Source organism: Parahaliea mediterranea (genome assembly GCF_003402235.1).
Classification (GTDB): Bacteria; Pseudomonadota; Gammaproteobacteria; order Pseudomonadales; family Halieaceae; genus Parahaliea; species Parahaliea mediterranea.
The window spans coordinates 640,505-667,402 of record NZ_QEWO01000003.1 but is presented as its reverse complement, the minus strand read 5'-3'; the positions used below and the strand labels follow the sequence as shown (position 1 = coordinate 667,402).

Annotated in this window: 21 protein-coding genes, 2 tRNA genes and 3 rRNA genes; 15 read left to right on the top strand and 11 right to left on the bottom strand. The window is 62.2% G+C overall.

Annotated features, from left to right (window positions below; translation table 11 throughout):
* The first annotated feature begins 257 nt into the window (after nt 1–257).
* The 9 genes from DDZ17_RS12405 (at nt 258) to DDZ17_RS12365 (ending at nt 11,500) form a co-directional block, all read left to right on the top strand.
* A 16S ribosomal RNA gene (locus DDZ17_RS12405) occupies nt 258–1,791 on the top strand.
* A gap of 137 nt (nt 1,792–1,928) precedes the next feature.
* A tRNA-Ile gene (locus DDZ17_RS12400) sits at nt 1,929–2,005 on the top strand.
* A gap of 8 nt (nt 2,006–2,013) precedes the next feature.
* A tRNA-Ala gene (locus tag DDZ17_RS12395) sits at nt 2,014–2,089 on the top strand.
* 403 nt (nt 2,090–2,492) lie between these two features.
* Nucleotides 2,493–5,397: ribosomal RNA gene (locus DDZ17_RS12390) — 23S ribosomal RNA — on the top strand.
* Nucleotides 5,398–5,592: 195 nt separating this feature from the next.
* A 5S ribosomal RNA gene (gene rrf / locus DDZ17_RS12385) occupies nt 5,593–5,708 on the top strand.
* Together the 16S, 23S and 5S rRNA genes with 2 tRNA genes alongside form the textbook arrangement of a ribosomal RNA operon.
* Before the next feature lie 163 nt (nt 5,709–5,871).
* Nucleotides 5,872–6,918 (top strand): hypothetical protein, encoded by a 1,047-nt coding sequence (locus tag DDZ17_RS12380; protein WP_157976611.1) that lies wholly within the window; start codon nt 5,872–5,874, stop codon nt 6,916–6,918.
* Between the two features lie 70 nt (nt 6,919–6,988).
* The gene (locus DDZ17_RS12375; protein WP_157976610.1) at nt 6,989–8,884 is read left to right on the top strand and encodes a hypothetical protein; all 1,896 of its coding nucleotides are present in this window, start codon (nt 6,989–6,991) and stop codon (nt 8,882–8,884) included.
* Nucleotides 8,885–8,979: 95 nt separating this feature from the next.
* Entirely contained in the window at nt 8,980–10,212 is a 1,233-nt protein-coding gene (locus tag DDZ17_RS12370; protein ID WP_116367230.1) for a cyclic di-GMP phosphodiesterase, read from the top strand.
* A gap of 4 nt (nt 10,213–10,216) precedes the next feature.
* Nucleotides 10,217–11,500, top strand: a complete 1,284-nt coding sequence (locus DDZ17_RS12365; protein WP_116367229.1) for a putative bifunctional diguanylate cyclase/phosphodiesterase — start codon at nt 10,217–10,219, stop codon at nt 11,498–11,500.
* 15 nt (nt 11,501–11,515) lie between these two features.
* Here DDZ17_RS12365 and DDZ17_RS12360 read toward each other — a convergent pair whose 3' ends face one another.
* Nucleotides 11,516–13,834 carry a Tex family protein gene (locus DDZ17_RS12360; RefSeq protein WP_116367228.1) on the bottom strand — a complete coding sequence of 773 codons (2,319 nt, stop codon included), beginning with the start codon at nt 13,832–13,834 and terminating at the stop codon, nt 11,516–11,518.
* A 117-nt stretch (nt 13,835–13,951) separates the two neighbouring features.
* Nucleotides 13,952–14,353, bottom strand: a complete 402-nt coding sequence (locus DDZ17_RS12355; protein WP_116367227.1) for a CBS domain-containing protein — start codon at nt 14,351–14,353, stop codon at nt 13,952–13,954.
* A 128-nt stretch (nt 14,354–14,481) separates the two neighbouring features.
* Here DDZ17_RS12355 and DDZ17_RS12350 point away from each other — a divergent pair, with 128 nt between their 5' ends.
* Nucleotides 14,482–14,982, top strand: coding sequence for a SixA phosphatase family protein (locus DDZ17_RS12350; RefSeq protein WP_116367226.1), 501 nt, complete (start codon nt 14,482–14,484; stop codon nt 14,980–14,982).
* Nucleotides 14,983–14,988: 6 nt separating this feature from the next.
* Here DDZ17_RS12350 and DDZ17_RS12345 read toward each other — a convergent pair whose 3' ends face one another.
* Complete coding sequence (locus tag DDZ17_RS12345; protein ID WP_116367225.1) at nt 14,989–15,888, bottom strand: LysR family transcriptional regulator; 900 nt, start codon at nt 15,886–15,888, stop codon at nt 14,989–14,991.
* Nucleotides 15,889–15,993: 105 nt separating this feature from the next.
* Here DDZ17_RS12345 and DDZ17_RS12340 point away from each other — a divergent pair, with 105 nt between their 5' ends.
* From DDZ17_RS12340 to DDZ17_RS12320, 5 genes are all read left to right on the top strand, one after another.
* Nucleotides 15,994–16,833 (top strand): pirin family protein, encoded by an 840-nt coding sequence (locus tag DDZ17_RS12340; protein ID WP_116367282.1) that lies wholly within the window; start codon nt 15,994–15,996, stop codon nt 16,831–16,833.
* 81 nt (nt 16,834–16,914) lie between these two features.
* A complete protein-coding gene (locus tag DDZ17_RS12335; RefSeq protein ID WP_116367224.1) occupies nt 16,915–17,199 on the top strand; it encodes a Kazal-type serine protease inhibitor family protein in 285 nt (94 codons plus the stop codon).
* A gap of 31 nt (nt 17,200–17,230) precedes the next feature.
* Nucleotides 17,231–18,523: a dicarboxylate/amino acid:cation symporter gene (locus DDZ17_RS12330; RefSeq protein ID WP_116367223.1), complete on the top strand. Its 1,293-nt coding sequence runs from the start codon at nt 17,231–17,233 to the stop codon at nt 18,521–18,523.
* Nucleotides 18,524–18,566: 43 nt separating this feature from the next.
* Nucleotides 18,567–19,217, top strand: coding sequence for an MBL fold metallo-hydrolase (locus tag DDZ17_RS12325; protein WP_116367222.1), 651 nt, complete (start codon nt 18,567–18,569; stop codon nt 19,215–19,217).
* A complete protein-coding gene (locus tag DDZ17_RS12320) occupies nt 19,210–19,551 on the top strand; it encodes a DUF2288 domain-containing protein (RefSeq protein ID WP_116367221.1) in 342 nt (113 codons plus the stop codon). Before DDZ17_RS12325 ends, DDZ17_RS12320 begins: the two co-directional genes overlap by 8 nt.
* Nucleotides 19,552–19,569: 18 nt before the next feature.
* On the opposite strand, the gene DDZ17_RS12315 is transcribed toward DDZ17_RS12320, so the two are convergent.
* From DDZ17_RS12315 to DDZ17_RS12280, 8 genes are read right to left on the bottom strand one after another with little or no spacing between them, the layout of a single operon-like run.
* Complete coding sequence (locus tag DDZ17_RS12315) at nt 19,570–21,042, bottom strand: M48 family metalloprotease (protein ID WP_116367220.1); 1,473 nt, start codon at nt 21,040–21,042, stop codon at nt 19,570–19,572.
* A 5-nt stretch (nt 21,043–21,047) separates the two neighbouring features.
* On the bottom strand, nt 21,048–21,713 hold the full coding sequence (locus DDZ17_RS12310; RefSeq protein WP_116367219.1) for a hypothetical protein: 666 nt from the start codon (nt 21,711–21,713) through the stop codon (nt 21,048–21,050).
* Nucleotides 21,713–22,423: a hypothetical protein gene (locus DDZ17_RS12305; RefSeq protein WP_193940591.1), complete on the bottom strand. Its 711-nt coding sequence runs from the start codon at nt 22,421–22,423 to the stop codon at nt 21,713–21,715. The genes DDZ17_RS12310 and DDZ17_RS12305 overlap by 1 nt, the downstream gene beginning before the upstream one ends.
* Nucleotides 22,407–23,405: a VWA domain-containing protein gene (locus tag DDZ17_RS12300; protein ID WP_116367218.1), complete on the bottom strand. Its 999-nt coding sequence runs from the start codon at nt 23,403–23,405 to the stop codon at nt 22,407–22,409. The genes DDZ17_RS12305 and DDZ17_RS12300 overlap by 17 nt, the downstream gene beginning before the upstream one ends.
* Nucleotides 23,405–24,496, bottom strand: coding sequence for a vWA domain-containing protein (locus DDZ17_RS12295; RefSeq protein WP_116367217.1), 1,092 nt, complete (start codon nt 24,494–24,496; stop codon nt 23,405–23,407). Before DDZ17_RS12295 ends, DDZ17_RS12300 begins: the two co-directional genes overlap by 1 nt.
* Before the next feature lie 3 nt (nt 24,497–24,499).
* Nucleotides 24,500–25,804 (bottom strand): hypothetical protein, encoded by a 1,305-nt coding sequence (locus tag DDZ17_RS12290; protein ID WP_116367216.1) that lies wholly within the window; start codon nt 25,802–25,804, stop codon nt 24,500–24,502.
* Complete coding sequence (locus DDZ17_RS12285; protein ID WP_116367215.1) at nt 25,804–26,601, bottom strand: MotA/TolQ/ExbB proton channel family protein; 798 nt, start codon at nt 26,599–26,601, stop codon at nt 25,804–25,806. The genes DDZ17_RS12290 and DDZ17_RS12285 overlap by 1 nt, the downstream gene beginning before the upstream one ends.
* A gap of 35 nt (nt 26,602–26,636) precedes the next feature.
* Entirely contained in the window at nt 26,637–26,894 is a 258-nt protein-coding gene (locus tag DDZ17_RS12280) for a hypothetical protein (RefSeq protein WP_116367214.1), read from the bottom strand.
* Between the last annotated feature and the right edge of the window lie 4 nt (nt 26,895–26,898).

The window sequence follows — 26,898 nt, the reverse complement described above, 5'->3', positions numbered from 1 at the left end:
GCAGCGAAAGCGACCTGATTGACACCCTGAATCCTGGCGATCAGGGGTTGCTTAACAAATAGACGAAGACAGATGTGTGGGCACTTGTTGAGGTGATAGCTACGACTATTATCAGACACAAGTGACTCATTGATTCATTACGAATTCTTGATTTTCGAGTGTCTGAGCCGAGATTTGGTGGTTGTCGTGGGGTTATCCACGCAAACCGCCCCTCTTGCTCCTGATCTTTTTGAGGGAGGGGGTAGAGGTAAAAGATTAAACTGAAGAGTTTGATCATGGCTCAGATTGAACGCTGGCGGCAGGCCTAACACATGCAAGTCGAGCGCGAAAGCCCTTCGGGGTGAGTAGAGCGGCGGACGGGTGAGTAACGCGTAGGAATCTACCTGGTAGTGGGGGACAACATGGGGAAACTCATGCTAATACCGCATACGCCCTACGGGGGAAAGCGGGGGACCTTCGGGCCTCGCGCTATCAGATGAGCCTGCGTTGGATTAGCTAGTTGGTGAGGTAAGGGCTCACCAAGGCGACGATCCATAGCTGGTCTGAGAGGATGATCAGCCACACCGGGACTGAGACACGGCCCGGACTCCTACGGGAGGCAGCAGTGGGGAATATTGCGCAATGGGCGAAAGCCTGACGCAGCCATGCCGCGTGTGTGAAGAAGGCCTTCGGGTTGTAAAGCACTTTCACTTGGGAAGAAAGGTTGCGTGTTAATAGCGCGTAACTGTGACATTACCTTGAGAAGAAGCACCGGCTAACTCCGTGCCAGCAGCCGCGGTAATACGGAGGGTGCGAGCGTTAATCGGAATTACTGGGCGTAAAGCGCGCGTAGGCGGTTTGTTAAGTCGGATGTGAAAGCCCCGGGCTCAACCTGGGAACTGCACCCGATACTGGCCGACTAGAGTACGAGAGAGGGAGGTAGAATTCCACGTGTAGCGGTGAAATGCGTAGATATGTGGAGGAATACCGGTGGCGAAGGCGGCCTCCTGGCTCGATACTGACGCTGAGGTGCGAAAGCGTGGGGAGCAAACAGGATTAGATACCCTGGTAGTCCACGCCGTAAACGATGTCTACTAGCCGTTGGGGAACTTGAGTCCTTGGTGGCGCAGCTAACGCACTAAGTAGACCGCCTGGGGAGTACGGCCGCAAGGTTAAAACTCAAATGAATTGACGGGGGCCCGCACAAGCGGTGGAGCATGTGGTTTAATTCGATGCAACGCGAAGAACCTTACCAGGCCTTGACATCCTTGGAAGTTGGCGGAGACGCCTTCGTGCCTTCGGGAGCCAAGTGACAGGTGCTGCATGGCTGTCGTCAGCTCGTGTCGTGAGATGTTGGGTTAAGTCCCGTAACGAGCGCAACCCCTGTCCCTAGTTGCTAGCAGGTTAAGCTGAGAACTCTAGGGAGACTGACGGTGACAAACCGTAGGAAGGTGGGGACGACGTCAAGTCATCATGGCCCTTACGGCCTGGGCTACACACGTGCTACAATGGAACGCACAGAGGGCAGCAAACCCGCGAGGGGGAGCGAATCCCACAAAACGTTTCGTAGTCCGGATTGGAGTCTGCAACTCGACTCCATGAAGTCGGAATCGCTAGTAATCGTGAATCAGAATGTCACGGTGAATACGTTCCCGGGCCTTGTACACACCGCCCGTCACACCATGGGAGTGGGTTGCTCCAGAAGTGGTTAGCCTAACCTTCGGGAGGGCGATCACCACGGAGTGATTCATGACTGGGGTGAAGTCGTAACAAGGTAGCCCTAGGGGAACCTGGGGCTGGATCACCTCCTTAAACGATAGTGGCGTTACTTCTTCAAGTGTTCACACATTTGTCTTCGTCTTTTCTGGATTCTGCAAAAGATTCACGGTGCTGGTTTGCACTTCATGTTGCAGGCAGTTGCCGCGAACCCTGATCGGGGTACGCATCATAGGCCTGTAGCTCAGTTGGTTAGAGCGCACCCCTGATAAGGGTGAGGTCGGCAGTTCAAATCTGCCCAGGCCTACCACTTAACACGGGGCTATAGCTCAGCTGGGAGAGCGCTTGATTTGCATTCAAGAGGTCTGCGGTTCGATCCCGCATAGCTCCACCACTTTTGCTGAATCGAGGTCAGTAACAAGCGCATAGTTCAGTGTGCTTTTTACTGGTTTCACACCAGATTTGTTCTTTAACAAGGTAAATCAAGCTGAGTCTCTGGATTGTAACCTGAGACTGTGATCGAAAGATGACGGTTGAAGGAGCAGTCCAAAGATATGAAGTTCCGATGGCGGGTTTCAATTCCCCGTCATCGAACGAGTTGTAATACAACACTGTGACTTAAGCGTCACAACATCCGGCGGGCAGATACTTTGATCGGTATCTGTCTCAAGTACCCGACCTATGCTTAAGGGGGGCGGGGAACAGTCTGCTTCGCCCCTCATGATGAGGGGTGCGTCGACAAATCGTCTGGAACGATTTAGACGATGAATCGACGGAACAGATAACTTCGGTTATATGGTCAAGTGACTAAGCGTATACGGTGGATGCCTTGGCAGTCAGAGGCGATGAAGGACGTAGGAGCCTGCGAAAAGTCTCGGGGAGGTGGCAACCAACCTTTGATCCGGGAATGTCCGAATGGGGAAACCCACCCAATGTAAGTTGGGTATCGTTAAGTGAATACATAGCTTAACGAGGCGAACGCGGGGAACTGAAACATCTAAGTACCCGTAGGAAGAGAAATCAATTGAGATTCCCTCAGTAGCGGCGAGCGAACGGGGACTAGCCTGCAAGTGATAGCAGTGGAATTAGTGGAACGGTCTGGAAAGTCCGGCGATAGAGGGTGATAGCCCCGTACACGAAAATTCTGTTGTGGTACTGAGCTTGCGACAAGTAGGTCGGGACACGTGATATCTTGACTGAAGACGGGGGGACCATCCTCCAAGGCTAAATACTACTGACTGACCGATAGTGAACCAGTACCGTGAGGGAAAGGCGAAAAGAACCCCGGAGAGGGGAGTGAAATAGAACCTGAAACCGTATACGTACAAGCAGTGGGAGCAGGCTAGTCCTGTGACTGCGTACCTTTTGTATAATGGGTCAGCGACTTATTGTCTGTAGCAAGCTTAACCGACTAGGGGAGGCGTAGGGAAACCGAGTCTTAATAGGGCGTCGAGTTGCAGGCAATAGACCCGAAACCGGGCGATCTATCCATGGCCAGGCTGAAGGTTGGGTAACACTAACTGGAGGGCCGAACCCACAAATGTTGAAAAATTTGGGGATGAGCTGTGGATCGGAGTGAAAGGCTAATCAAGCCCGGAGATAGCTGGTTCTCCTCGAAATCTATTTAGGTAGAGCGTCGTGTCTTACCCTGGGGGGTAGAGCACTGTTTGGGCTAGGGGGTCATCCCGACTTACCAACCCCATGCAAACTCCGAATACCCAGGAGTACAATCACGGCAGACAGACGGCGGGTGCTAACGTCCGTCGTCGAGAGGGCAACAACCCAGACCGCCAGCTAAGGTCCCCAATACCAGTTAAGTGGGAAACGATGTGGGAAGGCTTAGACAGCTAGGAGGTTGGCTTAGAAGCAGCCACCCTTTAAAGAAAGCGTAATAGCTCACTAGTCGAGTCGGCCTGCGCGGAAGATGTAACGGGGCTAAACTGGTAACCGAAGCTGCGGATGCGTGCTTGCACGCATGGTAGAGGAGCGTTCTGTAAGTGGTTGAAGGTGTGCCGGGAGGCATGCTGGACATATCAGAAGTGCGAATGCTGACATGAGTAACGATAAGGGGGGTGAAAAACCTCCCCGCCGGAAGATCAAGGTTTCCTGCGCAACGCTAATCGGCGCAGGGTGAGTCGGCCCCTAAGGCGAGGGCGAAAGCCGTAGTCGATGGGAAACGGGTTAATATTCCCGTACTTCTTCATATTGCGATGGGGGGACGGAGCAGGCTAGGCCATCAGGGCGTTGGTTGTCCCTGTTTAAGGTTGTAGGCTGAGGACTTAGGCAAATCCGGGTCCTTAAGGTCGAGAACTGATGACGAGTGTTATCGAAAGGTAACGCGAAGTGGTTGATGCCATACTTCCAGGAAAAGCCTCTAAGCTTCAGATATGAAGGAACCGTACTGTAAACCGACACAGGTGATCAGGTAGAGAATACCAAGGCGCTTGAGAGAACTCGGGTGAAGGAACTAGGCAAAATGGTACCGTAACTTCGGGAGAAGGTACGCCGGTTTTGGTGATGGGACTTGCTCCCTGAGCTGAGGCTGGCCGAAGTGACCAGGTGGCTGCGACTGTTTATTAAAAACATAGCACTCTGCAAACACGAAAGTGGACGTATAGGGTGTGACGCCTGCCCGGTGCCGGAAGGTTAATTGATGGGGTTAGGACTTGTCCGAAGCTCTTGATCGAAGCCCCGGTAAACGGCGGCCGTAACTATAACGGTCCTAAGGTAGCGAAATTCCTTGTCGGGTAAGTTCCGACCTGCACGAATGGCGTAACGATGGCCACACTGTCTCCACCCGAGACTCAGTGAAATTGAAATCGCTGTTAAGATGCAGTGTACCCGCGGCTAGACGGAAAGACCCCGTGAACCTTTACTACAGCTTTGCACTGGACTTTGACCTTACTTGTGTAGGATAGCTGGGAGGCTTTGAAGCAGTGGCGCCAGCCATTGTGGAGCCGACCTTGAAATACCAGCCTGGTAATGTTGAGGTTCTAACTCAGGCCCATGATCTGGGCCGAGGACAGTGTATGGTGGGTAGTTTGACTGGGGCGGTCTCCTCCCAAAGAGTAACGGAGGAGCACGAAGGTGCGCTAATCATGGTCGGAAATCATGAGGTTAGTGTAAAGGCACAAGCGCGCTTGACTGCGAGTCTGACAAGACGAGCAGGTACGAAAGTAGGTCTTAGTGATCCGGTGGTTCTGAATGGAAGGGCCATCGCTCAACGGATAAAAGGTACTCCGGGGATAACAGGCTGATACCGCCCAAGAGTTCACATCGACGGCGGTGTTTGGCACCTCGATGTCGGCTCATCACATCCTGGGGCTGAAGCCGGTCCCAAGGGTATGGCTGTTCGCCATTTAAAGTGGTACGCGAGCTGGGTTTAGAACGTCGTGAGACAGTTCGGTCCCTATCTGCCGTGGGCGTTGGAGAATTGAGAAGAGCTGCTCCTAGTACGAGAGGACCGGAGTGGACGAACCTCTGGTGTTCGGGTTGTGTCGCCAGACGCATTGCCCGGTAGCTATGTTCGGACAGGATAACCGCTGAAAGCATCTAAGCGGGAAGCCCCCTTCAAGATAAGTTCTCCCTGACCCCTTGAGGGTCCTAAAGGGCCGTTGAAGACTACAACGTTGATAGGCTGGGTGTGGAAGCGCTGTAAGGCGTTGAGCTAACCAGTACTAATTGCCCGTGAGGCTTGACCATATAATCCAAGTGATCTGGTGCACGCAGTCGAAGGTGCACGCCATGCAGACATGCGGGATGTTGTGACAAGTCCAGTGTTTGACTGATGTGAAAGCATCAGAGCGACTCAACTTCACAAAGCTTGATTTACCGCCTTATTGACGATGAGTAGGCCGCGCAGGCGCGCATAAGACCGAAACCCGTCAGCCAGTTATGCCTGGCGACAATAGAGCATTGGAACCACCTGACCCCATTCCGAACTCAGTAGTGAAACGATGCATCGCCGATGGTAGTGTGGGGCTTCCCCATGTGAGAGTAGGTCATCGCCAGGCTTTAATCCCAACCCCGAGGTGCGAATGTGCCTCGGGGTTTTTTATGGGCGCGAGGTGGGGCGTTACACAGGCGCTGACCCACGGTCACACCCGATACAGCGGGGTGGGCACTCGCCAGGCTTTAATCCCAACCCCGAGGTGCGTAAGTGCCTCGGGGTTCTTTATGGGCGCTATAAAAGGGCGTTACTCCTTGTTCGATTGGCCCGTTATCATTGCCAGGGCCCTTTATCGGTTACTGCTTCGAATAATGGATGTGACAAGACTGCCGCACTTTCTGCTGTTTCGTATGGTCGCGCCGCTGTCGCTCTGGGCGATAGGCATTCACAGTGGGGCAGATACTGGGCCGGAGGCTGCTGCCCCCAGCCGTTATGAGCAGATTGTTCAAGCTCTCGGTGGCGCGCAGGAGGAAGAGCGGCGCTTGTTTGCCAGCCTCGCCCTGCAGGGCCTGGTGGAGGTTTACTATGCCGAGGCGGATCTAGCTCGGCGGGAGGCGGCCGAGGACAAGGCAACGCGTGCCCGCCAGGCCTGGGCGTTTTCGGTGGAGCGCTATACGGAGACGCTGCTGCAACTGGAGGCCCGGCTGGCCGGGGCACAGAGCGCGGTGGCCGTCAAAATTCTGCCGGGCATTGCCGGTGACGTGCCGATGCTGGTGATCGATGGCGAACGGGTCATGCTGAGTCATCCGCGCAAAGCCGAACAGCCGGTGTACGAGCACCAACTGTTGAATGCCTTCTGCCAGCAGGTGGATTGCAGCCAGTGGCAGCCGCTCGGGGCGCCAGTCGCCCCATTGCCGGCAGAACCACCACCGGTGGTGGTGGAATGGAATTTTTCACCGGCCGGCTTGCGCTGCAGCTACCGCGAAGTCACCCTGCTGTTTGCTGGAAAATCGCCGGCCCAGCAGGCTCGATCGTTGTGCGAGCAACTTTTCTCTGAGCTTGCCTCGCTTGAGGAAGAGTTACGCTGGCAAATCTGGCGGGGTGTCAGTGTCGATTGGCAGCAGTTGGCGATTCGCCCGAGGGTCGGCGAGGCGGGCCATAGTGTCATAGTCAATGCGCGCGGGGATGTTCTGTTGATGCGCTTACCCATACTGGCCGCCAACAGAAACCTGCTAACCGCGCTGTTGGCGTGGTTGCAGGGCGTCGTGGATGGTGAAGCACTACCGCCGCTGGAGCTGCGCGCCGAAGATTACGGTATCCGGCTGGCGCGATAGGTCGCGTTTACAGGGCCAGACCCAGCCCCTAGAATCACGGGCTTTTGCGGTTTGCCAGCGAGTAGTGACCATGAGCGATGATTCCGGGATTTCCTATTCTTTCCAGATGAATACCCCGCCCGGCCAGCCCGCACCCGCCGCAGAGGCGCAGGCAGGCGGAGGTGACGCCCGCAATGGCACCGGTGATGGCAATGACGGCGCAGCGTTATACGCAGCCGACGACATCGAGACCCTGAGTGTTGCCGGGGGAACGCTGCTGATCGGCAAGTCGACCGGCGCCCAGCTTTTCAGCCAGCCCGAAGTGGCGACCGTATTGCAGTACTGCACTGTGTTTCGCACGCTCAGGGATCATGCCAAAACGCTGGTGGCCGCCTTTCCCCAGCTGGGTGGCAACGTTGACGATGCCCTGCGGGTGCTTGGGCTGGTGCGCGATGCGGGCCTGATGGTGTCGGCCAATGCACTGTGTGAGCGGGTGAACAAGGAGAGCGCGCAGCAGGACCTCGACCGCAGCAAGGCATTCATCATCACCTGCGATCGCCCGGAAGCCGTGCAGCGCTTGCTGGAATCCCTGTTGCACAAGGCCAAGCTGGCGACGCAAAAGCAGCTTTACCTGATTGATGATTCGCGCCAGGTGGACAATGCCCGCGCCAATGCCGAAGCAGTTGAGCGCTTCAACCTGCAAAGTCCTGCGTCCATGCAGTACTTCGGCCCAGAACAGCAGGCTGAGTTGATTGCCCAGCTTGGCAAGGCGCTGCCAGATGACAGCGAGGCGGTGCGCTTTCTGTTCTCGCCACAGCCCTGGCAGGGGCAGAAGACCTACGGCCGGGCGCGAAACCTCTGCCTGCTGTTGTCTGTGGGCGAGCGGTGCATTGTGATGGATGACGATGTGCTGTGCATGGCCCTGGCGCGCGAGGGTAGCGAACCGGGCATGGCTGTTGCCGACGGTATGCGGGAGGCGGAATTCTATGCCGGGATGGTCGACTGGCAACAGCGCTTTACTCCGCAGGATTTTGACCCGCTGGTTGGGCACGGGCGTTTCCTTGGGCTGTCTGCGGCGCAGCTGGTCCGTGCGCTGGGTGGGCCGTTACAGCCAGAGCAATTGGCCGGCGCCAGTCTGGCGCTGTTTCGCGACCTGCACGCCGATGCGCCAGTGCTTGTGACCCAGTCGGGTACGGTGGGCGACCCAGGTACGGTCAACAATGCCTGGGTTGCCAACCTCGGCGCCAGCAGCGTGCGCAGTATGCTGGCAAGGCCGGGAGGCCTTGCCGAGGCACTGGCTACCCGCCATTGCTGGCTGGGGCAGGCGCGCACTACGGTGTCCAAGCGCGCGGTCATGTCCCAGGTAACGGGGCTGGATAATCGCGCTGCGCTGCCGCCGTATTTTCCCGCCCTGCGGGGAGAGGATCAGCTGTTCGGTGCCATGCTGGATTTTCTCATTCCGGATTCGCTGGTGGTGGAGTACGCCTGGGCGGTGCCGCATCTGCCGGTTGAAGAGCGCCGCGGCAACCCGGAGGGTGACAGTGTGGTGCCGCGTGGTGGTCTGCAGTTGCTTGGCGCCTACCTTGCCGCGATCAAGCCGCAGGACGCAGGTGTAAGCTACGAGACCCGCCTGCAACTACTGGCCGCGCGACTGGATACGCTGGCGCAACTGTCCACCGCGAGCCTGGTGGCGCAATTGCGGGCAAGCCTGACCCGGGCTCAGGGCTTTGCCTTGCAGACTATCAATGATCGGCTTGCCGAGACTGGTGCACTGGATTCGGCGTGGACGGCTTATCTCGAGAAGAATGCAAAGGCGTGCATCCAGGCGCTGCAGCATTCGGCTCAATTGACCGACCTGCCCGATGTGGTGCCAGGAACCCCGGAAGAAACGGTGGCCACTACCATCCGCCAGCGCGCGGCCGGTTTTGCCGCAGCGCTCAGGGCCTGGCCGCGCATCAGGGCGGCGGCCCACCTGCAGGTTAACTGATGCCGCCGGCTCGCCAGGGTTGTCAGTTGGGGCGCTTCGTATGACACTGGCTGTTACATGCTAAAGCCAAGTGACGGTCAGGGCTGACCCGGGACATGATCAGTGTAGAAAAAGTATACGTAGCCGACCTGCAGCTGGGGATGTATGTTTCTGCCCTTGATCGCCCCTGGCTGGATTCGCCCTTTTCCATGCAGGGCTTCCGGATTGATACGGAAGCGGAGCTGCGCCAGATCGGCGAGCTTTGCCAGTACGTGTATGTCGATCACAAAAAAAGTGACGGCAGCCGCCAGCTGCTGCACCAGCGCAACCTGGCCGAGCGCAATCGCAAACCGGCCCGTGAACTGTTCGCCAACCGCCGCATAACCCCCTACGAAGACAAGGCTGCCTGGGACGAGGAATTCCCGCGCGCCCGCGCGGCTATCCGTGAGCTATCCGAGGGCATTGAGAGCGTCTTTGAAAGCGTCAGTAAGGGCGGCTCTTTGGATATCGTGCGTGTTCGCAAGTCGGTTGAGCCGGTGATTGACAGCATTACCCGCAACCCGGATGCGTGCATCTGGTTGGCTCGTATCAAACAGCAGGATCAATACACCTACCAACACTCCCTCGGTGCTTCTATTTGGGCCGTCGCCCTGGGGCGGCAGTTGGGTTTGCCGCGCTCCGATTTGCGCTCGCTGGCCATCGGCGGCTTGCTGTTCGATGTGGGTAAGTTGCGTGTGGACCCTCAGCTGCTGCGAGCAGACAGGCCGCTGAGTGACGACGAGTTCATGCAGGTGAAAGGCCATGTCGAACTGGGGTTGGCCATGGTGCAGGAAACGGGGCTCATGAACCGCGATGTGCTGGACATGGTGGCCCACCACCACGAGCGCCATGACGGCTCGGGCTATCCCCAGGGCCTCGGCGGCGATGAGATTCCTGTTTTTGCCCGCATTGCCGCTATCGTTGACTGCTACGATGCCATTACCAGTCACCGCAGTTATGCCCGGGCCACGTCGCCGGCCGCCGCCATCAAAATGCTCTATGAATGGCGGGATATCGATTTTCAGGCGGAACTGGTGGAGGAGTTCATACAGGCCGTTGGCATCTATCCGGCCGGTTCGCTGGTGGAGTTGTCTTCCGGGGAGGTTGCCGTGGTGGTGTCGGAATATCGCACCCGGCGGCTTCGGCCCCAGGTGATGGTCATTCTCGGGCGCGATAAGCAGCCTGTGGCCAGCCCGCAACTGATTGATCTGCTCAAGCAGAGCCACACCACCGGTGGCGAAGCGCTGGAAATTGTCGGTAGCCTTGAGCCAGAGGCCTACGGTATCGACATGACCGGCATCCAGCTCTAGGGTCGTGGTCACCCCACCGCCCGTTGCCCGCCCGGCCTTTGTCGCCAAACTCGCGAGTGAGATTGACTGCGCCCGGCAGCAGGGCGAATGCCTCGGGCTGCTGCTGATAGATTTGCAGAACCTGTCGCGGATCAATCATGTGGCCGGGTATGACGAGGGTGACCGCCTGCTTTGCCGGACCTACTCGGAATTGCAGGCCATCAGCAAATTGCCGGATAACGTATTCCGGGTGGCTGGACATGGTTTTGCGTTCATTCTTCCTGCCCTGCACAACCCCGGGTTTCTGGCACTGGCTGTCCATCGTGTGCAGCAGGTATTGATTGCGTCGCTGCGCGACGAAGACGCCGGCGACCCGGTGCAGCTGCGCATCGGGATGGCCGTGGCTGGGCCAACAAAGTACGCCTGGGATGACCTGCTGGTGACGGCGGAGAAGAACCTGCACCACGCCCGCCAGGCTGGTGCTGTTGTCATGGAAGGCCTGCTGGAAGCGCCCGAGACGGTGCCGGCCACGCCGGCGCTGGAGCGCCATTTTGCCGAGGCCCTGCACAACAATGCCTTCGACCTGCACTTCCAGCCGAAAATTGCACTGGGTAGCGGCGCGATAAGCGGCGCCGAGGCCCTGCTGCGCTGGCATGTGGATGGGCAGGGCCCTGTCCCGCCCGACCAGGTGATTTTGCTCGCTGAAGCGGAAGGCAAATTATACGAAGTGAGCAAATGGGTCATTCACCGTGCCCTGCGCCAGCTCAGCCAGTGGGGAGATCGCTATCGCCACGGTGTGGCCATTAACTTACCGGCGCGTTTGGTCAACCACCCGGACCTGGTCAATACCCTGCGCGATGCGCTGCGCATTTGGGGTATCCGGCCTTCGCGGCTAACGCTGGAAATCACCGAAGATGCGGTGATCGAGGACAAAGACGCGGGCTTCCAGGTGCTGAATGAGCTAAGCGAGCTGGGGGTTAGCCTGTCTATTGATGATTTCGGCACGGGCTATTCATCCCTGTCCTACTTCCAGCACATTCCTGCGGATGAGCTGAAGATTGACCGCTCTTTTGTCAGCCGCATGCAGTCGCAAGCGCGGGAGCGGGAACTGGTGCGTATTATTATCGAGATCGCCCACCTGTTTGGTTTGCAGGTGGTGGCAGAAGGGGTGGAAGACGCGGCAACCCTGGCGCTGCTGGCCGAGCTGGCCTGCGACAGTGTGCAGGGGTTTTATTTTGCCCGGCCCATGCCTGCGGCGGAGTTTCTGGACTGGTTGCAACAGCGGGGCGACCCGGCGCCGCCCCGCTGAGGCAACCGGCGTTGCTCAGCGCCCCTTGCGGGCGTTGGCAAAGGCGGCGGCAAAAGCATTGTTGGCCGCCGGCTTGTCGTTGCGGGGTGGGCGTGCATTGCCGCCGCGACCGCCGCCACCCCGGCGCGGTTCGCCGCGCGAGGTACCGGCCTGCTCGCCGGCCTTGTCGCTCATGCGCATGCTGAGGCCGATGCGCTTGCGCGCCTCGTCCACTTCCATGACCTTCACTTTCACAATGTCGCCGGCCTTGACCACATCCCGCGGGTCTTTCACGAACTTTTCCGCCAGGGCGGAGATGTGAACCAGGCCGTCCTGGTGCACGCCGATATCAACGAAGGCGCCGAAGTTGGTCACGTTGGTCACTGTACCTTCCAGCACCATGTCCGGGCGCAGGTCGGAAATTTTTTCCACGCCGTCCTGGAAGGTTGCCATGCGGAACTCAGGGCGCGGGTCGCGGCCGGGTTTGTCCAGTTCGCTGATAATGTCCACCACGGTGGGCAGCCCTACTGTGTCGCTGGTGTAGTCAGCGGCCTTCAGGCTGCGCAGGAAGCGGCTGTCGCCGATGATGCCGGCCACCTCGCGTTGGCAGCGCTCGGCAATGGCCTCCACCACACCGTAAGATTCCGGGTGCACGGCGGAGGCGTCCAGCGGGTTGTCGCCGCCACTGATGCGCAAAAAGCCTGCGGCCTGCTCAAAGGTTTTGTCGCCGAAACGCGCCACCTTTAACAGTGCCTTGCGATTGGCAAAGCTGCCGGCCTCGTCGCGCAGGGCCACGATGTTACTGGCGATGCTCTGGTTGAGCCCCGACACGCGGGTGAGCAGCGGGACGGACGCCGTGTTCACATCAACGCCCACGGCGTTCACACAGTCTTCCACCACTGCGTCCAGCTGCCGGGCCAATTGCACCTGGCTGACATCGTGCTGGTATTGCCCCACGCCGATCGATTTGGGTTCGATCTTCACCAGCTCCGCCAGTGGGTCCTGCAGGCGGCGCGCAATGCTCACCGCGCCGCGAATGGTCACGTCCAGGTCGGGGAATTCCCGGGCCGCGAACTCCGAGGCCGAGTAGATGGAAGCGCCGGCTTCGTTCACGATGACCTTGCTGGTGGTCAGGGCCGGGTGCTGGCGCAGCAGGTCGCCGACGAACTTGTCGGTCTCGCGGCTGGCGGTGCCGTTGCCGATGGCAATCAGCTCAACGTTGTATTTCTGGATCAGCTGCAGCAGCTTGGCGGCGGATTCGGTTGTGCGGTTCTGCGGCGGGTTGGGAAAGATGGCGCAGTGGTCCAGCAGCTTGCCGTTGGCGTCCACCACGGCCACTTTCACCCCGGTGCGCAGCCCCGGGTCGAGGCCGATGGTAGCCTTGGCACCGGCCGGCGCGGCCAGCAGCAGGTCTTTGAGGTTCTTGGCGAACACCTCGATGGCCTCGGCCTCGGCGCGTTCGCGCAACTGCCCCAGCAGATCGGTTTGCAGGTGGGTGAGCAGCTTTACCCGCCAGGCCCAGCGCACGGTGTCCAGCAGCCAGCGGTCGGCCGCGCGGCCCTGGTCGGCAATCTGCCAGTGTTCGGCAATCATCGCTTCGCAGGGGTGGGCGTCGGAGGGCTTTTCGTCGGCGTGCATCATCAGGCTCAGGTGCAGAAAGCCTTCGTTGCGGCCGCGGAACATGGCCAGGGCGCGGTGGGAGGGCACCTTCGCCAGCGCTTCGGTGTGCTCAAAGTAATCGCGGAATTTGGCCGCTTCCTGCTCTTTGCCGTCCGCCAGGCGAGAGGCAAGCTGCACGTTGTCGGCCAGAAAGCTGCGCACCCGGGCCAGCAGGTCGGCGTCCTCGGCGAAGCGCTCCATCAGAATCTGGCGAGCGCCATCCAGTGCCGCCTTGGCATCGGTAACGGCGGCATCGGCGTTCAGGTAGGCGGCAGCCTCGGCTTCCGGGTCCAGGGTCGGGTCGGCCAGCAGGGCCTCGGCCAGCGGCTCAAGGCCCGCTTCCCGGGCAATCTGGGCCTTGGTGCGGCGCTTGGGTTTGTAGGGGAGGTAGAGATCCTCCAGGCGGTTCTTGGTATCCGCGGCGAGGATGGATGTTTTCAGTTCCGGCGATAGCTTGCCCTGCTCTTCAATGGAGTTGAGGATGGCCTGGCGCCGGTCCTCCATGTCCCGCAAATAGTGCAGGCGGTCTTCCAACTGGCGCATCTGAGTATCGTCCAGGCCGCCAGTGACCTCTTTGCGGTAGCGGGCGATGAAGGGCACGGTGGCGCCTTCGTCCAGCAGGGTAACGGCGGCGGTGACCTGTTGCTCGCGCACGGCGAGCTCTTGCGCAATGCGCTGGGAAATGGCTGTAGTCATGACGTTCTGGATCAAGCTATGTGGAGGGACAACCCCCGCATTATGCGGGAGCCGCGGGGGGAAAACGATCTGGAAATTTGTCGTTGGATGTGGCTGCCAGTGGCGGACGCTGTTACCTCAGGTGCGAAAACGGCGTACGGCGCTCAGCAATTGGCGACAGGTGATCTGGCCCACCAGCTTGCCGTTTTCCACCACCGGCCGGCGGCGCTTGTTTTTCATCAGCATGTCCTGGGCGACGTCGACGATATCCTCGTCGGGGTGGGCCACCACCAGGTTGTCGCTGGCCATGTAGTCCTTCACTTCGCCGACGCCGCCGTCGTTGTAGACGGCACTCAGGGCGGCCCGCAGGCAGTCCAGCTCGGAGAGGATGCCGACGAGGTTGCCCTGGTCGTCCACCACGCAGACGCCGGAGATCTTGTTGTCGATAATCACCTGCATGGCGTCGAAGATGTTGTCTGTTGCTTTCACCTTGACCGGGTTGGTCAGGATGTAATCGCGCAGATTCACGGATTGCAGCATGGCGGGCTCCTCGTGCGGCAGTCGCCGAAAATGGCGAACCTGTCTTGCAGTATAGATTGTGGTTGTCGCTCGGCTAGCGCTTTGCGCCGGGCTACACTGTATCGAGCCGCCTTACCCGGAGCGCTGCCTTGAAAACCCTGCACCTATTGCGCCATGCCAAGTCGTCCTGGCGCAACCCGGCACTCAGAGACTGGGAGCGCCCCCTCAACCGACGCGGCCAGCGCGATGCGCCGCGCATGGGCAGCGCACTGGCGGGTGAACTCAGGCCCCAGCCGGTGTATTGCAGCCCGGCGCTGCGCGCCCGGCTGACCCTGGAGGGCATCTGTGCCGGCTGGCCTGCGCTGGCGGGGCAGCCCCATCAGATTTGCGAGTCGCTCTACACCTTTAACTACCGCGATTTAATGGAATGGCTGCCGACGGTGCCGGCCCAGCAGGCGTCGCTGTTCTTGATTGGCCACAACCCGGCCTTCACCGACCTGGCCAACCACCTGGCGGCGCAGCCGGTGCTCGACAACCTGCCCACCGCGGGCTATCTCCGCCTGGCCCTGCCGATAGATAACTGGGGGGAACTGGCCCGGGCACCGGCAAGGGTGGAAGCCCGGCTTTTCCCGCGGGAGCTGGATCTGTAACCCGCGTTAGCCTTCTGGCTGTGGGGTCAGGGCCGGTTGCTGGCGCAGCAGCGCGGCCAGGTGGGCGGTGGCGGGGCCGACCCGCTCCGGGTCGGCATAGGTGAGGTAGAGCTCAACGTAGCGCAGGGCGCCCTGTTGCAGGGGCAGTTCCACCAGCTCCCCCGCCGCCAGGGCCGCGTCCACGCGCGAGCGCGGTAGCCAGGCAAAACCCATGCCGCGGCGAATCATGTCCACCGAGGTGGCGATGTGGCTGACCGTCCAGCGCTGTTCCGCCCCCAGCCAACCGGAATCCACCCGTTGGCCTAGCGCCGAGTCGCGCACCACAATCTGCCGCTGCCCCGCCAGATCCTGCAGGTTGAGGGGGCGCGCCACCTGTAACAGGGCGTGGCTGGGAGCGGCCACGGCAACGAACTCGGCACGCATCAACGCTTCGCCCAGAAAGCCTTCTGGCACACGCCCGGCAATCAGCAGGTCGACCTGGGCGCTCACCAGCATTTCCGGGCCGCCGGAGAGCACGGTTTCATACAGCTGCACCCGGGTGTTGGGGAACTCCCCGGCCAGGTCGTGCAGCGCGCAGGCCAGTTGTTCGTAGGGGAACACCTCGTCCACGGCAATGCGAATTTCCGCCTCGGTGCCCTGGGCCAGGCTGCCGGCCAGGGTTTCCAGCTGGCCGGCCTGCTCCAGCAGCTGGGCGGCCCGGCGCAGCATCAACTCGCCGGCGGGGGTGAGCTGGGCCTTGCGGCCCACCACTTCCAGCAGGGGCAGGCCGAGCTGGTCCTGCAGCTTGTGCACCGCGTGGTTGATGGTGGACTGGCTCTTGTGGATGGCGCTGGCGGCCTGGGCGAAGCCGCCGTGCTCGACCACCGCCTGCAGCATGCGCCATTGTTCCAGGGTGGTGCGATTCATGGTGCGGCCTCGTTCGTATTAATCGAAAAGATGTGCCGAAATTATGCGATTTATGTTCTATAAAAACGAGCGTAATCTGCCGCCAATACGATGGAGGACAGCGCCATGAACGCTCGACAAGTGATAGAAATTCGCCCCGCCCACCCCAGCCGAGACGGTGATGGCGTGGCCATCCAGCGCATTGCCGGCATGGGGCACGCCGGGATGGACCCCATCCTGATGGTGGATGAGTTGCGCTCCAACTACCGGGAGGACTTTGCCGGCGGCTTTCCCCCGCACCCTCATCGCGGTATGCAAACACTCACTTACATGAAGGCCGGCGGCATTGTTCACCAGGACAGCCAGGGCAATCGCGGCGAGATTCGCGGTGGTGGCGCCCAGTGGATGTCGGCGGGGCGCGGCATCATCCATTCGGAAATGCCCACCCAGGACACGCGGGGCCTGCATGGCTTCCAGCTCTGGGTGAACCTGCCGGCGGCGGAGAAAATGTCGCCGCCGCGCTACCGCGATGTGCCGGCAGCTGAGCTGGCCACCCTGGATGGCGGGCACTTCAGCGCCACGGCGGTGGCCGGTGACTGGCAGCTGGATGGCGCCGCACTGCGTGGCCCCCTGCATGAACTGGCCGAGCGGGCCGGGGTGCTGGATGTGCACCTGCAGCCGGATGGCACGCTTGGTGTGGCCGCCGAGGCTGGGCACACCCTGCTGGCCTACCTCTACCAGGGCAGCCTGGCGGTGCGCGGCCAGAGGGTGGGCCCCCAACAACTGCTGGTGACCGGCCCCGGGGATGGCTGGACCCTGCAGGCCGGCCCCGAGGGCGCCGAGTTCCTGCTGCTGGCCGGGCCGCCACTGGGTGAGCCGGTGGCCCACTACGGGCCGTTTGTGATGAATACCCAGGCACAGATCGAGCAGGCCATTCGCGACTATCAGGCCGGCGAGTTCGCCTGAGCCAGCGGCGGCCCGCGGCTGCGTTCGGGGCCGGACAGTGGTAGGCTTGCGCCTGTTAATTCTGTCCCCGGAGCCCCGTTCATGCCGCGAGCCGCGCTGCTTTCCCTGACCTTGCTTTTTGCCGCCTGTAGTGCCGCTCCGCCGCCCCCTCCCACCGCCCCCGCCGACAGCCTGACGGGGCAGTGCAGCGAGCCCCGCCCGCAGGTGTGCACCATGGAGTACGACCCGGTGTGCGGTGAACTGCGAGGCGGTGGCCGTACGGATTATTCCTCGCCCTGCAATGCCTGCGCCCACGACGAGGTAGTGAGCTACCTGAAGGGCGCCTGCGCCCAGGCCAGCGCGGCAACCCCGGCCGCTTCCGGCTGATCATTGCACATTCAATAACAAGAGCCGCGTTATGAGCCTGACCAATCGCATTCTTATCGCCATGGTGGCCGGCATTCTGTTCGGCTCGCTGCTGGATTTGATTCTCGGCAGTTCCGGCATTTCCGCCGGCTTCCACAACATCATCCAAACCTACGTGGTGGACGGTGTGCTGGAACTGGTGGGGCGGGTGTTTATCGCCTCCCTCAAGCTGCTGGTGGTGCCGCTGGTACTGGTGTCGCTGATTTGCGGATCCAGCTCGCTTGGTGACAGCGCCCGCATGGGGCCGATTGCCGCCAAGACCATGATCTTCTACCTGGTCACCACGGCCATTGCCATCAGCACCGCTTTGCTGGTGGCGGTGCTGGTGGGGCCGGGCACCCACGTTTCGTTGCCGGGCAGCGCGGAGTTTGAAGTCACCGCGCCGCCGCCGCTGATTGATGTGCTGGCCAACATTGTGCCGTCCAACCCGGTGGCGGCGATGGCCGAAGGCAACATGCTGCAGATCATCGTCTTCGCCCTGCTGTTTGGCTACGCCATTTCCCACGCCGGCGAGGCGGGGCGCCGGATGGCGGATTTCTTCCGCGACCTGGAAGAGGTGGTCATGCGCATGGTGGGCATTCTCATGGAGCTGGCGCCCTATGGGGTGTTTGCCCTGCTGGCCAGCCTGTTCTCGGACATGGGCATCAGTGCCATTGTCGACCTGGGGGCTTACTTCCTGACGGTGCTGGTGGTGCTGATCTTCCACGCCGTGGTGGTTTACAGCCTGCTGCTCAAATCCCTCACCGGCCTGCCGCCGCGCATCATGATGCAGAAGATGCGCTCGGTGTGGGCCTTTGCCTTCAGCACCGCGTCTTCCGGCGCCACCCTGCCGGTTACCCTGCGCACGGTGGAGCGCCGCCTGGGCGTGCACAATTCGGTTGCCGGCTTTACCGTGCCGCTGGGCGCCACCATCAACATGGATGGCACCGCCATCATGCAGGGGGTGGCCACGGTGTTTATCGCCCAGGTGTACGGTGTTGATCTTTCCCTCACCGCCTACCTCACCGTTATCCTCACCGCCACGCTGGCCTCCATCGGCACTGCGGCGGTGCCCGGCGTGGGCCTGATTACCCTGGCCATGGTGCTCGACCAGGCGGGCCTGCCAGTGGAGGGCATTGCCCTGATCATCGGCGTCGACCGCCTGCTGGACATGATCCGCACCGCGGTGAATGTGACCGGGGATGCAACGGTGGCGGTGATCGTCGGCAAGAGCGAGAACCACCTGGACGAGCGTGTCTACCTGAACCCGAAGGCGGACATCGAAGAGCAATCACAGGGTGCCTGAACCGCTACTGCGGCCTGGGTGCACCAACAGAAAGTCAGAATTTATGTCGATCAAAGTGACTATCGTGCCGGTGACGGCCTACCAGCAGAACTGCTCCATCCTCAAATGCGAGGCCACCGGCAAGGCGGCCATTGTCGACCCGGGCGGGGATGTGGAGCGCATACTCGCCGCGGTTGATTCCCTGGGCGCCACGGTGGAAAAAATTCTGCTGACCCACGGCCACATGGATCACTGCGCTGCATCGGATGTGCTGCGCCAGCAACTCGGCGTGCCGATTGAAGGCCCGCAGAAAGAAGATGACTTCTGGATTGCCAAGCTGCCCGAGTGGTGCCAGATGTCGGGCTTTCCCCACGCGGATGCCTTTGTGCCGGACCGCTGGCTGGACGATGGCGACACCGTCACCGTGGGCGAACAGACCCTGCAGGTGTTCCACTGCCCCGGGCACACGCCGGGCCATGTGGTGTTCCTGCACGATGGCCAGCGCCTGGCCTGGGTGGGGGATGTGCTGTTCCAGGGGTCCATCGGCCGCACCGACTTCCCCCGGGGCAATCACGAGGACTTGATTAGCGCCATTCGCGGCAAGCTGTTCCCCCTGGGCGATGACATCACCTTCATTCCCGGCCACGGGCCCACCTCGACCTTTGGCCAGGAGCGCCAGAGCAACCCCTTCGTGGCGGATTCCCGCTATGGCTGATGCGCCGCAGGCCGATGGCCGGGAAGCGCTGCTGCGGCGCGAATACCACGGCCAGACAGCCCGTATCCGTTGGCACGACCTGCAAACCTACTACGCCCACGGCAGTGTCATCCGCGTTGCGCCGGGGCTGGATCTGGTGGAAGTGGCGGTGCAATTGGGGCTGGATAACACCGCCCAGTTCGAGGCCTGGATCGACACCGCTCAAGTGGCGCCGGTCAGCGACGACGAAGCCCTTGGCTGGTACCAGGCCGACGCCCTGTTGTGGGCGGTGGTTGCCGCGCCCTGGGTGCTGGTGCAGGACAGGCCAGGCGGCGACAGCGCTACCCGGCACTGACCTGCCGGTTTTACAGCCTCAGGGCGTACCCGGCTGGATGACTTTGATCCAGTCCCCGGTGCGCGGTTCGCCACGCGGGTAAAACCCGTTCAGCAGGCGCAGCTGCGCCTCGGCATCGGGAATGCGGATGCTGCTGGCGATACTGGCGAAGGTGGCGCCCCGGGGCACCTGCACATAGCGCACGTACATTGGCGTGCCGCTCTGGCGCTCCCGGTCCAGCAGGGGGCGGAAGCTCTCGATCATCTCCAGCAGGGTCTTGTCCATGGCGGCGAAATCGCCCGCCGCGCCCTCGAAGCGGTAGTTCAGCCCTTTGTAGTCGATCACCGCCAGCCGTTTGGATGTGCCGCCGCTGGAAGCCACCGCGGCATAGCCAGTCAGCCCCGCCTGTTCCAGCACCCGGCCGTCACTCAGGTCGCCGCTGGCGCTGCTGCGCAGGGCCTGTTCCGGCGTCTGGCTGGCATCGCGCCGGGCAATGGTGATGGCCAGGTTGGCCGCGCCCTGGGGCGCCGTGGCCACAATGGCGGAGGAGCCGGTGCTCACCGTCCAGCCCGGTGGGTGGGCAAAGGTGAAGGCCAGCTTGTTGTGGTAGTAGCGGTTTTCCTCCTTCTGGCCCTGGATGGAGGGGCCGAACACCAACCCGTCCATGTGCTGCTTGAACTCCCCGGGCACGATGGGGTCGGGGGAGCGCGCGTCGTCGTCCAGTTCGCCGGCGGTGCGGATGACGGTTTGCAGGCGCTGGTCGTTGCGCGGGTGGGTGGCGTACAGGCCGTGATAGGTGCCGGAGGGTTTGCCGGCGGTGCGCGCCTTCACCCGCTGGTACTGCTCCTGGTCCTTCAGCACGCCGATGACTTCCAGCAGCTCCTGGGCATCGTAGCCGGCCTTGTGCATGTACTTGGCACCCAGGCCATCGGCTTCCAGTTCGTGCTCGCGGCCATAGCCGCTCAGCAGCTCCTGGCCGTACATGGTGGAGGCGTCCGCCAAATCGCCGCTGCCGGTGAGGATGTAGGCGGTGGTGGCGATCACCTGGTTGGTAATGCGCCCGCTTTTCTGCCGGCCGTGGTGGTTGGCGGTAACGTGGGCAATCTCGTGGGACAGCACACCGGCCAGTTCCGCCTCGTTGTCCAGGTAGGCCAGCAGGCCGCGGTTAACGTAGATATAGCCGCCGGGGGTGGCAAAGGCGTTGATGTCGGGGCTGTCGATGACGGTGAAGATAAAGGTGTCATTCGGTTGGTCGCTGTTGGCCACCAGGCGCTGGCCAATGCGATCGACATAGGCCTGCACTTCCGGGTCGTCGTAGGCGGCGCCCTCTTCCATCATCTTGGCGTACAGCTCGTCGCTCTCGTCGTCGATGGTGACCTGGCGCCCGCCAGCGGTGACCACCACGCCGGAGCCGCCGGAGGATGCGCTGCTGGCGCAACCGGTGAGCTGCAGTGTTGCACCAAGGCCGAGCAGAGGGCCGAGCAGAAAGACGAGGGCATTGTGCAGTTTCATAGGCGCTAGTGCTCGCTGGACAGGAATTTCAGCAACTGGTCGCCCACGCTGTCGCAGGCGGTGCCCTGCACCGGGGCAATGATGGGAATGGGCACCACCACCGCCGGCATGTAGGACTGGCCGCTGGCCGTGGCGTTGATGCGACCCACCTCGGCGCGGTTGGTGAAGTCCCAGATGGTGGCTTCGTAGTTGGAGTCGTTGCCCCAGGTGCCAAAGCCGAAGCAGCCGGCGCCCCCAGGGCCAATGCCGCAGGTCATGGAGCCGGCGGAGTCGGTGCGGACGGTGCTGCCGTCGATCCAGATCATGTAGTGGGTGCGCAGCTCGGCCAGCCTTTGCGCCACCGGCGCCTGCTGCATGAGCTTTTCCAAGTCTTCGGGGTAGAGGGGCGCGGTGCGCGGTTCAAACCAGGGGTACAGGGCGTTGATAAAATCCAGCTCGCCCACCACGGTGATCGCCTTGTCGCGGGCGGCAATGTGGTCGCCCACGCATTCGATGAAGTCCGGCTCGGTCTCGTAGTCGCTGGCGTGGCGCCGGCCGAGGATCACCACGCTGGCATCGCCAATGCCGTGCACCGGCTCGTTGAAAACCATTTCATCCACGGTGGCGGTCACGCAGCCGGTGAGCGGCAGGGCGAGAATCAGCAGGCTTGCGCGCAGGGTCTTGGCTAACATCACAGGGAGCCCTCCGCGGCAGGTGCCGGCTGGGTGCCGGCAACGCCGGCCGGTGGCGCCTGGCGCTGGGCCAGCCAGTCCTGCACCTGGGGCACCCGGGTGAAGTTGGTGGCGAAGTTGGCGCCGGCATCGCGCAGGGCTACCACCGCCGCCAGGTTCACCGCCGCCTCGTCGCTTTGCAGGAAGGCGGTGGGGGTTTTGCCGTAGGCGGTCATTGTCCATTCGGCCAAAGGCTTGCCGCCGGGGCCCACCAGCTCGAAGCGGTAGCGCATCCAAATTTCGTAAACCTTCACATTGGTGTGGGTGGGAATGGCGTACTGCAGCTCGTCCACATGGGGGATCAGCACCGCATCCACCGCCTGGTTCATCTGCCCCGGCTCGGGCTTGCCCTTCATGTGTACCACGCTGGTGAACATGCCGGGCAGCACGGTGTCCCACATCTGGGTCTGGGCTTCGCCGGTTTTGACAATCCACCCGGACTCTGCACGGCCCTTGGCCTCGTCAAAGAACTCGTGGGTGCGAAAGCCCTCGTCGTACCACACGCCGATATTCAGCGGCAGCTTGTTCATCAGCGGGGTGGGGAACTGGCCCTTCACCGCCACCTCGTTGGGGCCGCAGGCCGCCAGCAGCGCGCAACACAGCAGCAGCGCCAGGCTCCGGGGCAGGGCTCGCCAGCGTGGGATGGTTTGCCCCTCAGGGCCGGAAGTCATTGAGCCCGACAAAGGTGCCTCCGTTGCGGTAGGTCAGTTCTCGCATAAGTGTAGCAAAGCGGATGCCGGTCGTTTGCAGGTGGGGCGGGCGAATAAACTGCACCGGGAAACCCACCGCGTGAATGCGCACCCGGCGCCGGCCGTCGGCGCTTTCGCTGTTCAAACGGTCCACGGTGCCCACCACCTGGGCGATGGACTCGCCGGTGAATTCGTCGCCGAACACGTAGATGCTGATTTTCTTGTTGGGGTCGTAGAAGGTGCGAATGGCCTGGGTAATGCCCTCCACCGGGCTGGAGTTGCTGAACACATTCCAGTTGCGCAGGTTCTGCATGATCACCTTGCGCCGCCCGGGGGTGTCGGGAATCCACTGGCCGCGATAGCGGCTGAACATGTAGTTGCCCATGTCGTTCAGGATTTGTATGCCCTTCACTTCCGGGTAGATGCTGAGGGTTGCCTCCAGCTCGGCCAGCATACGATCCCAGCTGTAGGAGAACATGGAGCCGGAGGTGTCGATGATGAAGATGATGTACTCGCTGTCTACCGGGATGCCACCGATGAGGTTGTTCTGCGATTGGTGCTGGCGACCCAGCAGGCGTTCCATTTCCGCGGTGAGGGACTGGCGGGCGTCAGCCAGTTCGCCGGCGATCACCGAGTTGCTGTTGTCCTGCACCTGAATGCTGTCGTAGCGGGCCTTGGCGCTGGCCAGCTGGCCGCGCAGGATGGCGATTTTGTCCTCGTAGCTGGACAGCTGCTCATGCTTGGCGTTGAGGTCGCGGTTGAGCACGATAGTTTCGCCGCGAATCTCAAACAGCTGTTCCTGCAGCGCGGCCATCTTGCCCTCAAGGTTGACGGTTGAGGCCTCGATGATTTGCGGCTGCACGGTCTTGGTAATCATCAGCAGCAGGATCACCGCGCCAAAACCACAGCAGATCACGTCCAGGAAGGACATGGAAAACTCTTCAGGGGGGCGTCGTCGTGCCATCAGGGCCAGTCCTTCGAGGGGCTCATAAAGGAGCCTTTGGTGGCCTGGGCGAGCTGCCAGAATTCCGAGGCGGCCATCGGGTCCCCTTCCATGGGCGCCAGGATGATATTCACCGGTACGTTGCGCGGCAGTTGCTTGATGGCCTGGCGGTACAGCTCCAGGCGCTGTTTGCCACTCACCTTGCTGCCCCGGGGGGTGGTGGCGCCCTGGGTGGGCAGGCCGTCGGTGATCAGGAAGATATTGTCGGGCGCGGGCGACAGCGCGTTCAGCGCGGCGAAGGCGTTGAACAGGCTGGTGCCGCCGCTGGGGGTGAGCTTGCGCAGCTCGCCGGACACCGATTCCAGCTGTTTCTGGTTGGCCACCTCCAGCCACTTGCCGTCGGTGCCGGGCAGGGCGGCTTTGGCCTCGGTGTTGAAGGTAATCACCTGGTAGTAGCTGCTGGCCGGCAGCTGGGCGCTGAGCCAGTCGACGGTGTTGAGGGCGCGGCTCCACTTGTCTGCCTTGCGCTGGATGGACGGGTCCATATTGCGCAGGCGAATGATGTTCACCAGGCGGTCGGCCAGCATGCTGGAGGACACATCCACCAGCACCGCGATGTACTTGCCACCCAGGTTGAGGCCGGTGAGGTACTGGCGGTTGCCCTCGCCGGTGAAGCTGCGGGCGCTGCGGCCGCTGTTTTCCCGCGCCGCCTCCTGCAGCTTTTTGACTTCTTCTTCCAGCGAGCGGATTTCCGCCTTGATCTGCTCGATGTCCTCGCGCTCGGTAAAGCCCTCGTCCCGCAGCCCGGCAATCAGGGCTTCGTACTCGTCGATCTGCTCGTTGATGCGGCTGGCCCGGCCCTGGGCCTCCACCATCTGCAGGTCGATATCGGACAGGGTATTGCGCAGGCGCACCAGGCCCTCCTCGCCGTCGGCGATGTCCTCCTCCAGTAGATTGACCTCGGACAGCAGGTCCCGGTTCAACTCCTCCGACTGCACCTCAATGGAGTGGTCGATGATCAGAAACACCAGCACCACCGCCCCAAAGCCACAGGACATGATGTCCAGAAAGCTCAGGCTGAAGGTGGTAAAGCCGCGTTTCTTCCGGGCCATGGCTCAAACGACCTCGATCAACACCCCGGCGAGGGTGCCGGCCACGGCCAGGGTGTCGCCGCACTTCAGGGCCTGGCCGGGGGTGTAGGGCAGGCCGTTGACGGTGGCGCCGGCGCCACGCAGCTGCCATTCGCCGCGGGCAACATAGAGCTCGCCGCCGTTGTCCAGCGGGGTGCCCTCGGGGTCAAGGGGGCGCGCGCGAAAGCCCTGCAGCAGGTGGCTGGGGCCGCTGGCCGGGGCGGGCGCCGGGCTGCGGCTGGTTGGCGCGGGTGCGGGCTCTGGGGTGACTGCGGCGACAGGTGCAGCACTTGCCGCCGCCGGGGCGGGCTCCGCCGGCACTTGTGGCGCACTGCAGGGCAGGGCGCTGACCAGCGACAGGGGCCCCTGGCGCTGCACAATGTGGTCCTCCAGCTCACGGCACACGCCGGGCAGGCGGTTGCGCGCCAGCACCTGCAGGCCCGGCAGGTGCCGGGCGGCGCCGGGCAGCAGCGTTGCCAGCGGGTCGGCCAGCAGGGTAACGGCATCGCCGCCGGTTAATTCGGTAACCCGGCCAAACAGGCGCTGGCCGGCTTCTTCCAGCGCCGCCGCCTGCACCCGGGTGTTGTAGCCGGCGATGGACAGGCTGGCTTCGCCGCGCTCATGCAGCGCCTGCAGGGCCGAGGGCAGGGCGTCGTAGAGGTCCTGCTCGGTGCCGGCTTTGCGCCGGGGATCGAAGCGGGTCTGGCGGATAAAGTGGGTGGCGATGATCTCCACCAGGCGCTCCTGCAGCGGCAGCAGGCCGCAGCCGGGTAGCGGCTGACTGCGCAGGACCCGGCGGCTGCCGTGGCTGTCTTCAAGTTCGCTCAGCAGGGCCTGGTGCAGCTGGAACTCCAGGTGAAACAGGCGCCCGGTGGTGGTCTCGGGTTGGGTCAGGGCCACACTGCGGTTCACCAGCCCCACCGCCTCGAAAGGGCACTGCTGGATAATCCCGAGCAGCAGCGACAGCTGTTCCCGCTCCAGGTTGCCGGGCACTGCCAGCAGCACGTCTTCGGGTTCGCCGGCTTCTTTGTGCAGGGCCAGCAGGTGGGCGTGTACCAGGTCGGCGCTGTGCCGGGCCGGGCCCAGGGCCGGTTGCAGGGGCTGGGTGTTCAGCTGGCTCCAGTAGCGGGTGGAGACATCCCGCGGGCGCAGCCGGGCGGCGGCCCGGGCGGCATTGCCAAAGCGGTATTCACTGCCTTCAAGCAGGGCGTAGCCAGGGCTCTGCAGGTGACGCTCGCCGTGCCACAACTGCAGGTTGGCGTCGTTCAGGTCGAGGATGGCAACGCTCATCAGTGGGCTACCAGGTGGCGCAGCAGGCGCTTGTCTGCGTAGCGCTGGGCGTCCAGCACCAGGCGCTCCTGTGACAGCTGCAACTGGTGCAGGCAGAACATGATGACGATGGACAACACCAGGGCCACAAAGGTGCTGTTGAAGGCCACGCCCAGGCTCACGGTGACGCCGGAGATGTCGCCCTCCACCGCCTTGTAGGCCTGGCCGAGGGCGTCGCCGATACCGCGCACGGTGCCGATAAACCCGATGGAGGGAATGGCCCAGGCGATATAGCGCACCATGGACAGCTCCGAGTCGAGGCGATCCGACTCCACCTCGCACTGCTCCTTGATGGTGTCGGACACGGCCTGGATGCTGCCGGTGGTGGCAAAGCGCTGCAGGGCGGCCAGCAGGGTGCGCGGCAGCAGGAAGTCCTGCTCCCTGTCTGGCAGGGCCTCCAGCGCCCGGCTGTACTCGCGGGCGTCTTCGGGCAGCACGCTGGTGCCCTCGGGCACCTCCAGCAGGGCACGGTCCATGATCTGCTGTTCCTGCAGGGTGCGGCGGCCCTTGTAGGCCATGATGGCCAGGGCCCAGATCAGCAGGATGAAACAGGCCTCCTGCTCAAAGTCGCGGATCACCACCGCAAAGCTACGCTCGGGCACAAAGTCCTCGCCCGCTGCCTGCAGGGCCATCTCCTCGCGGATCTGCGCATCGGCGGTGGGGCGAATGGCGCCCACGTAGACGGCGTGCACCACGATGATCGCAATGAGCAGGGCGAAGATCTGGAAGATAAACTCGGATGACATTCGGGTTTTCATGCACTGTCCTATTGATAGCGTCTACCTTCACGACACTAAATGTCGACCGGGAAGGAGACCGAGAGATCCTCGGAAATCTGCTCCGATGCCTGGTAGTCGAAGGGGGAATTGTCCCGCGGGGGCGGGCTGTCGGGCTTATCGGGAGCGTCGGGCTTGTCGGTCGCATCGGCAGGCGCCGGTGCGCCGGCGGCTGGCGCGGACGGGTTGGGCTCGCTGTCGCCGGCCGGCGCCTGGGCCAGGCCCGGGCCGCTTACCAGTAACAGCAAACACAGCAGTGCCTGGGGGAATGTCATGCCC

Bases quoted from the DNA above. Each gene is read 5' to 3' on its own strand.
- DDZ17_RS12380 (WP_157976611.1), top strand. From the start codon at position 5,872: ATGGGCGCTATAAAAGGGCGTTACTCCTTGTTCGATTGGCCCGTTATC.
- DDZ17_RS12375 (WP_157976610.1), top strand. From the start codon at position 6,989: ATGAGCGATGATTCCGGGATTTCCTATTCTTTCCAGATGAATACCCCG.
- DDZ17_RS12370 (WP_116367230.1), top strand. From the start codon at position 8,980: ATGATCAGTGTAGAAAAAGTATACGTAGCCGACCTGCAGCTGGGGATG.
- DDZ17_RS12360 (WP_116367228.1), bottom strand. From the start codon at position 13,834: ATGACTACAGCCATTTCCCAGCGCATTGCGCAAGAGCTCGCCGTGCGC.
- DDZ17_RS12355 (WP_116367227.1), bottom strand. From the start codon at position 14,353: ATGCTGCAATCCGTGAATCTGCGCGATTACATCCTGACCAACCCGGTC.
- DDZ17_RS12345 (WP_116367225.1), bottom strand. From the start codon at position 15,888: ATGAATCGCACCACCCTGGAACAATGGCGCATGCTGCAGGCGGTGGTC.
- DDZ17_RS12340 (WP_116367282.1), top strand. From the start codon at position 15,994: ATGAACGCTCGACAAGTGATAGAAATTCGCCCCGCCCACCCCAGCCGA.
- DDZ17_RS12335 (WP_116367224.1), top strand. From the start codon at position 16,915: ATGCCGCGAGCCGCGCTGCTTTCCCTGACCTTGCTTTTTGCCGCCTGT.
- DDZ17_RS12330 (WP_116367223.1), top strand. From the start codon at position 17,231: ATGAGCCTGACCAATCGCATTCTTATCGCCATGGTGGCCGGCATTCTG.
- DDZ17_RS12325 (WP_116367222.1), top strand. From the start codon at position 18,567: ATGTCGATCAAAGTGACTATCGTGCCGGTGACGGCCTACCAGCAGAAC.
- DDZ17_RS12320 (WP_116367221.1), top strand. From the start codon at position 19,210: ATGGCTGATGCGCCGCAGGCCGATGGCCGGGAAGCGCTGCTGCGGCGC.
- DDZ17_RS12315 (WP_116367220.1), bottom strand. From the start codon at position 21,042: ATGAAACTGCACAATGCCCTCGTCTTTCTGCTCGGCCCTCTGCTCGGC.
- DDZ17_RS12310 (WP_116367219.1), bottom strand. From the start codon at position 21,713: ATGTTAGCCAAGACCCTGCGCGCAAGCCTGCTGATTCTCGCCCTGCCG.
- DDZ17_RS12305 (WP_193940591.1), bottom strand. From the start codon at position 22,423: ATGACTTCCGGCCCTGAGGGGCAAACCATCCCACGCTGGCGAGCCCTG.
- DDZ17_RS12300 (WP_116367218.1), bottom strand. From the start codon at position 23,405: ATGGCACGACGACGCCCCCCTGAAGAGTTTTCCATGTCCTTCCTGGAC.
- DDZ17_RS12295 (WP_116367217.1), bottom strand. From the start codon at position 24,496: ATGGCCCGGAAGAAACGCGGCTTTACCACCTTCAGCCTGAGCTTTCTG.
- DDZ17_RS12290 (WP_116367216.1), bottom strand. From the start codon at position 25,804: ATGAGCGTTGCCATCCTCGACCTGAACGACGCCAACCTGCAGTTGTGG.
- DDZ17_RS12285 (WP_116367215.1), bottom strand. From the start codon at position 26,601: ATGAAAACCCGAATGTCATCCGAGTTTATCTTCCAGATCTTCGCCCTG.
- DDZ17_RS12280 (WP_116367214.1), bottom strand. From the start codon at position 26,894: ATGACATTCCCCCAGGCACTGCTGTGTTTGCTGTTACTGGTAAGCGGC.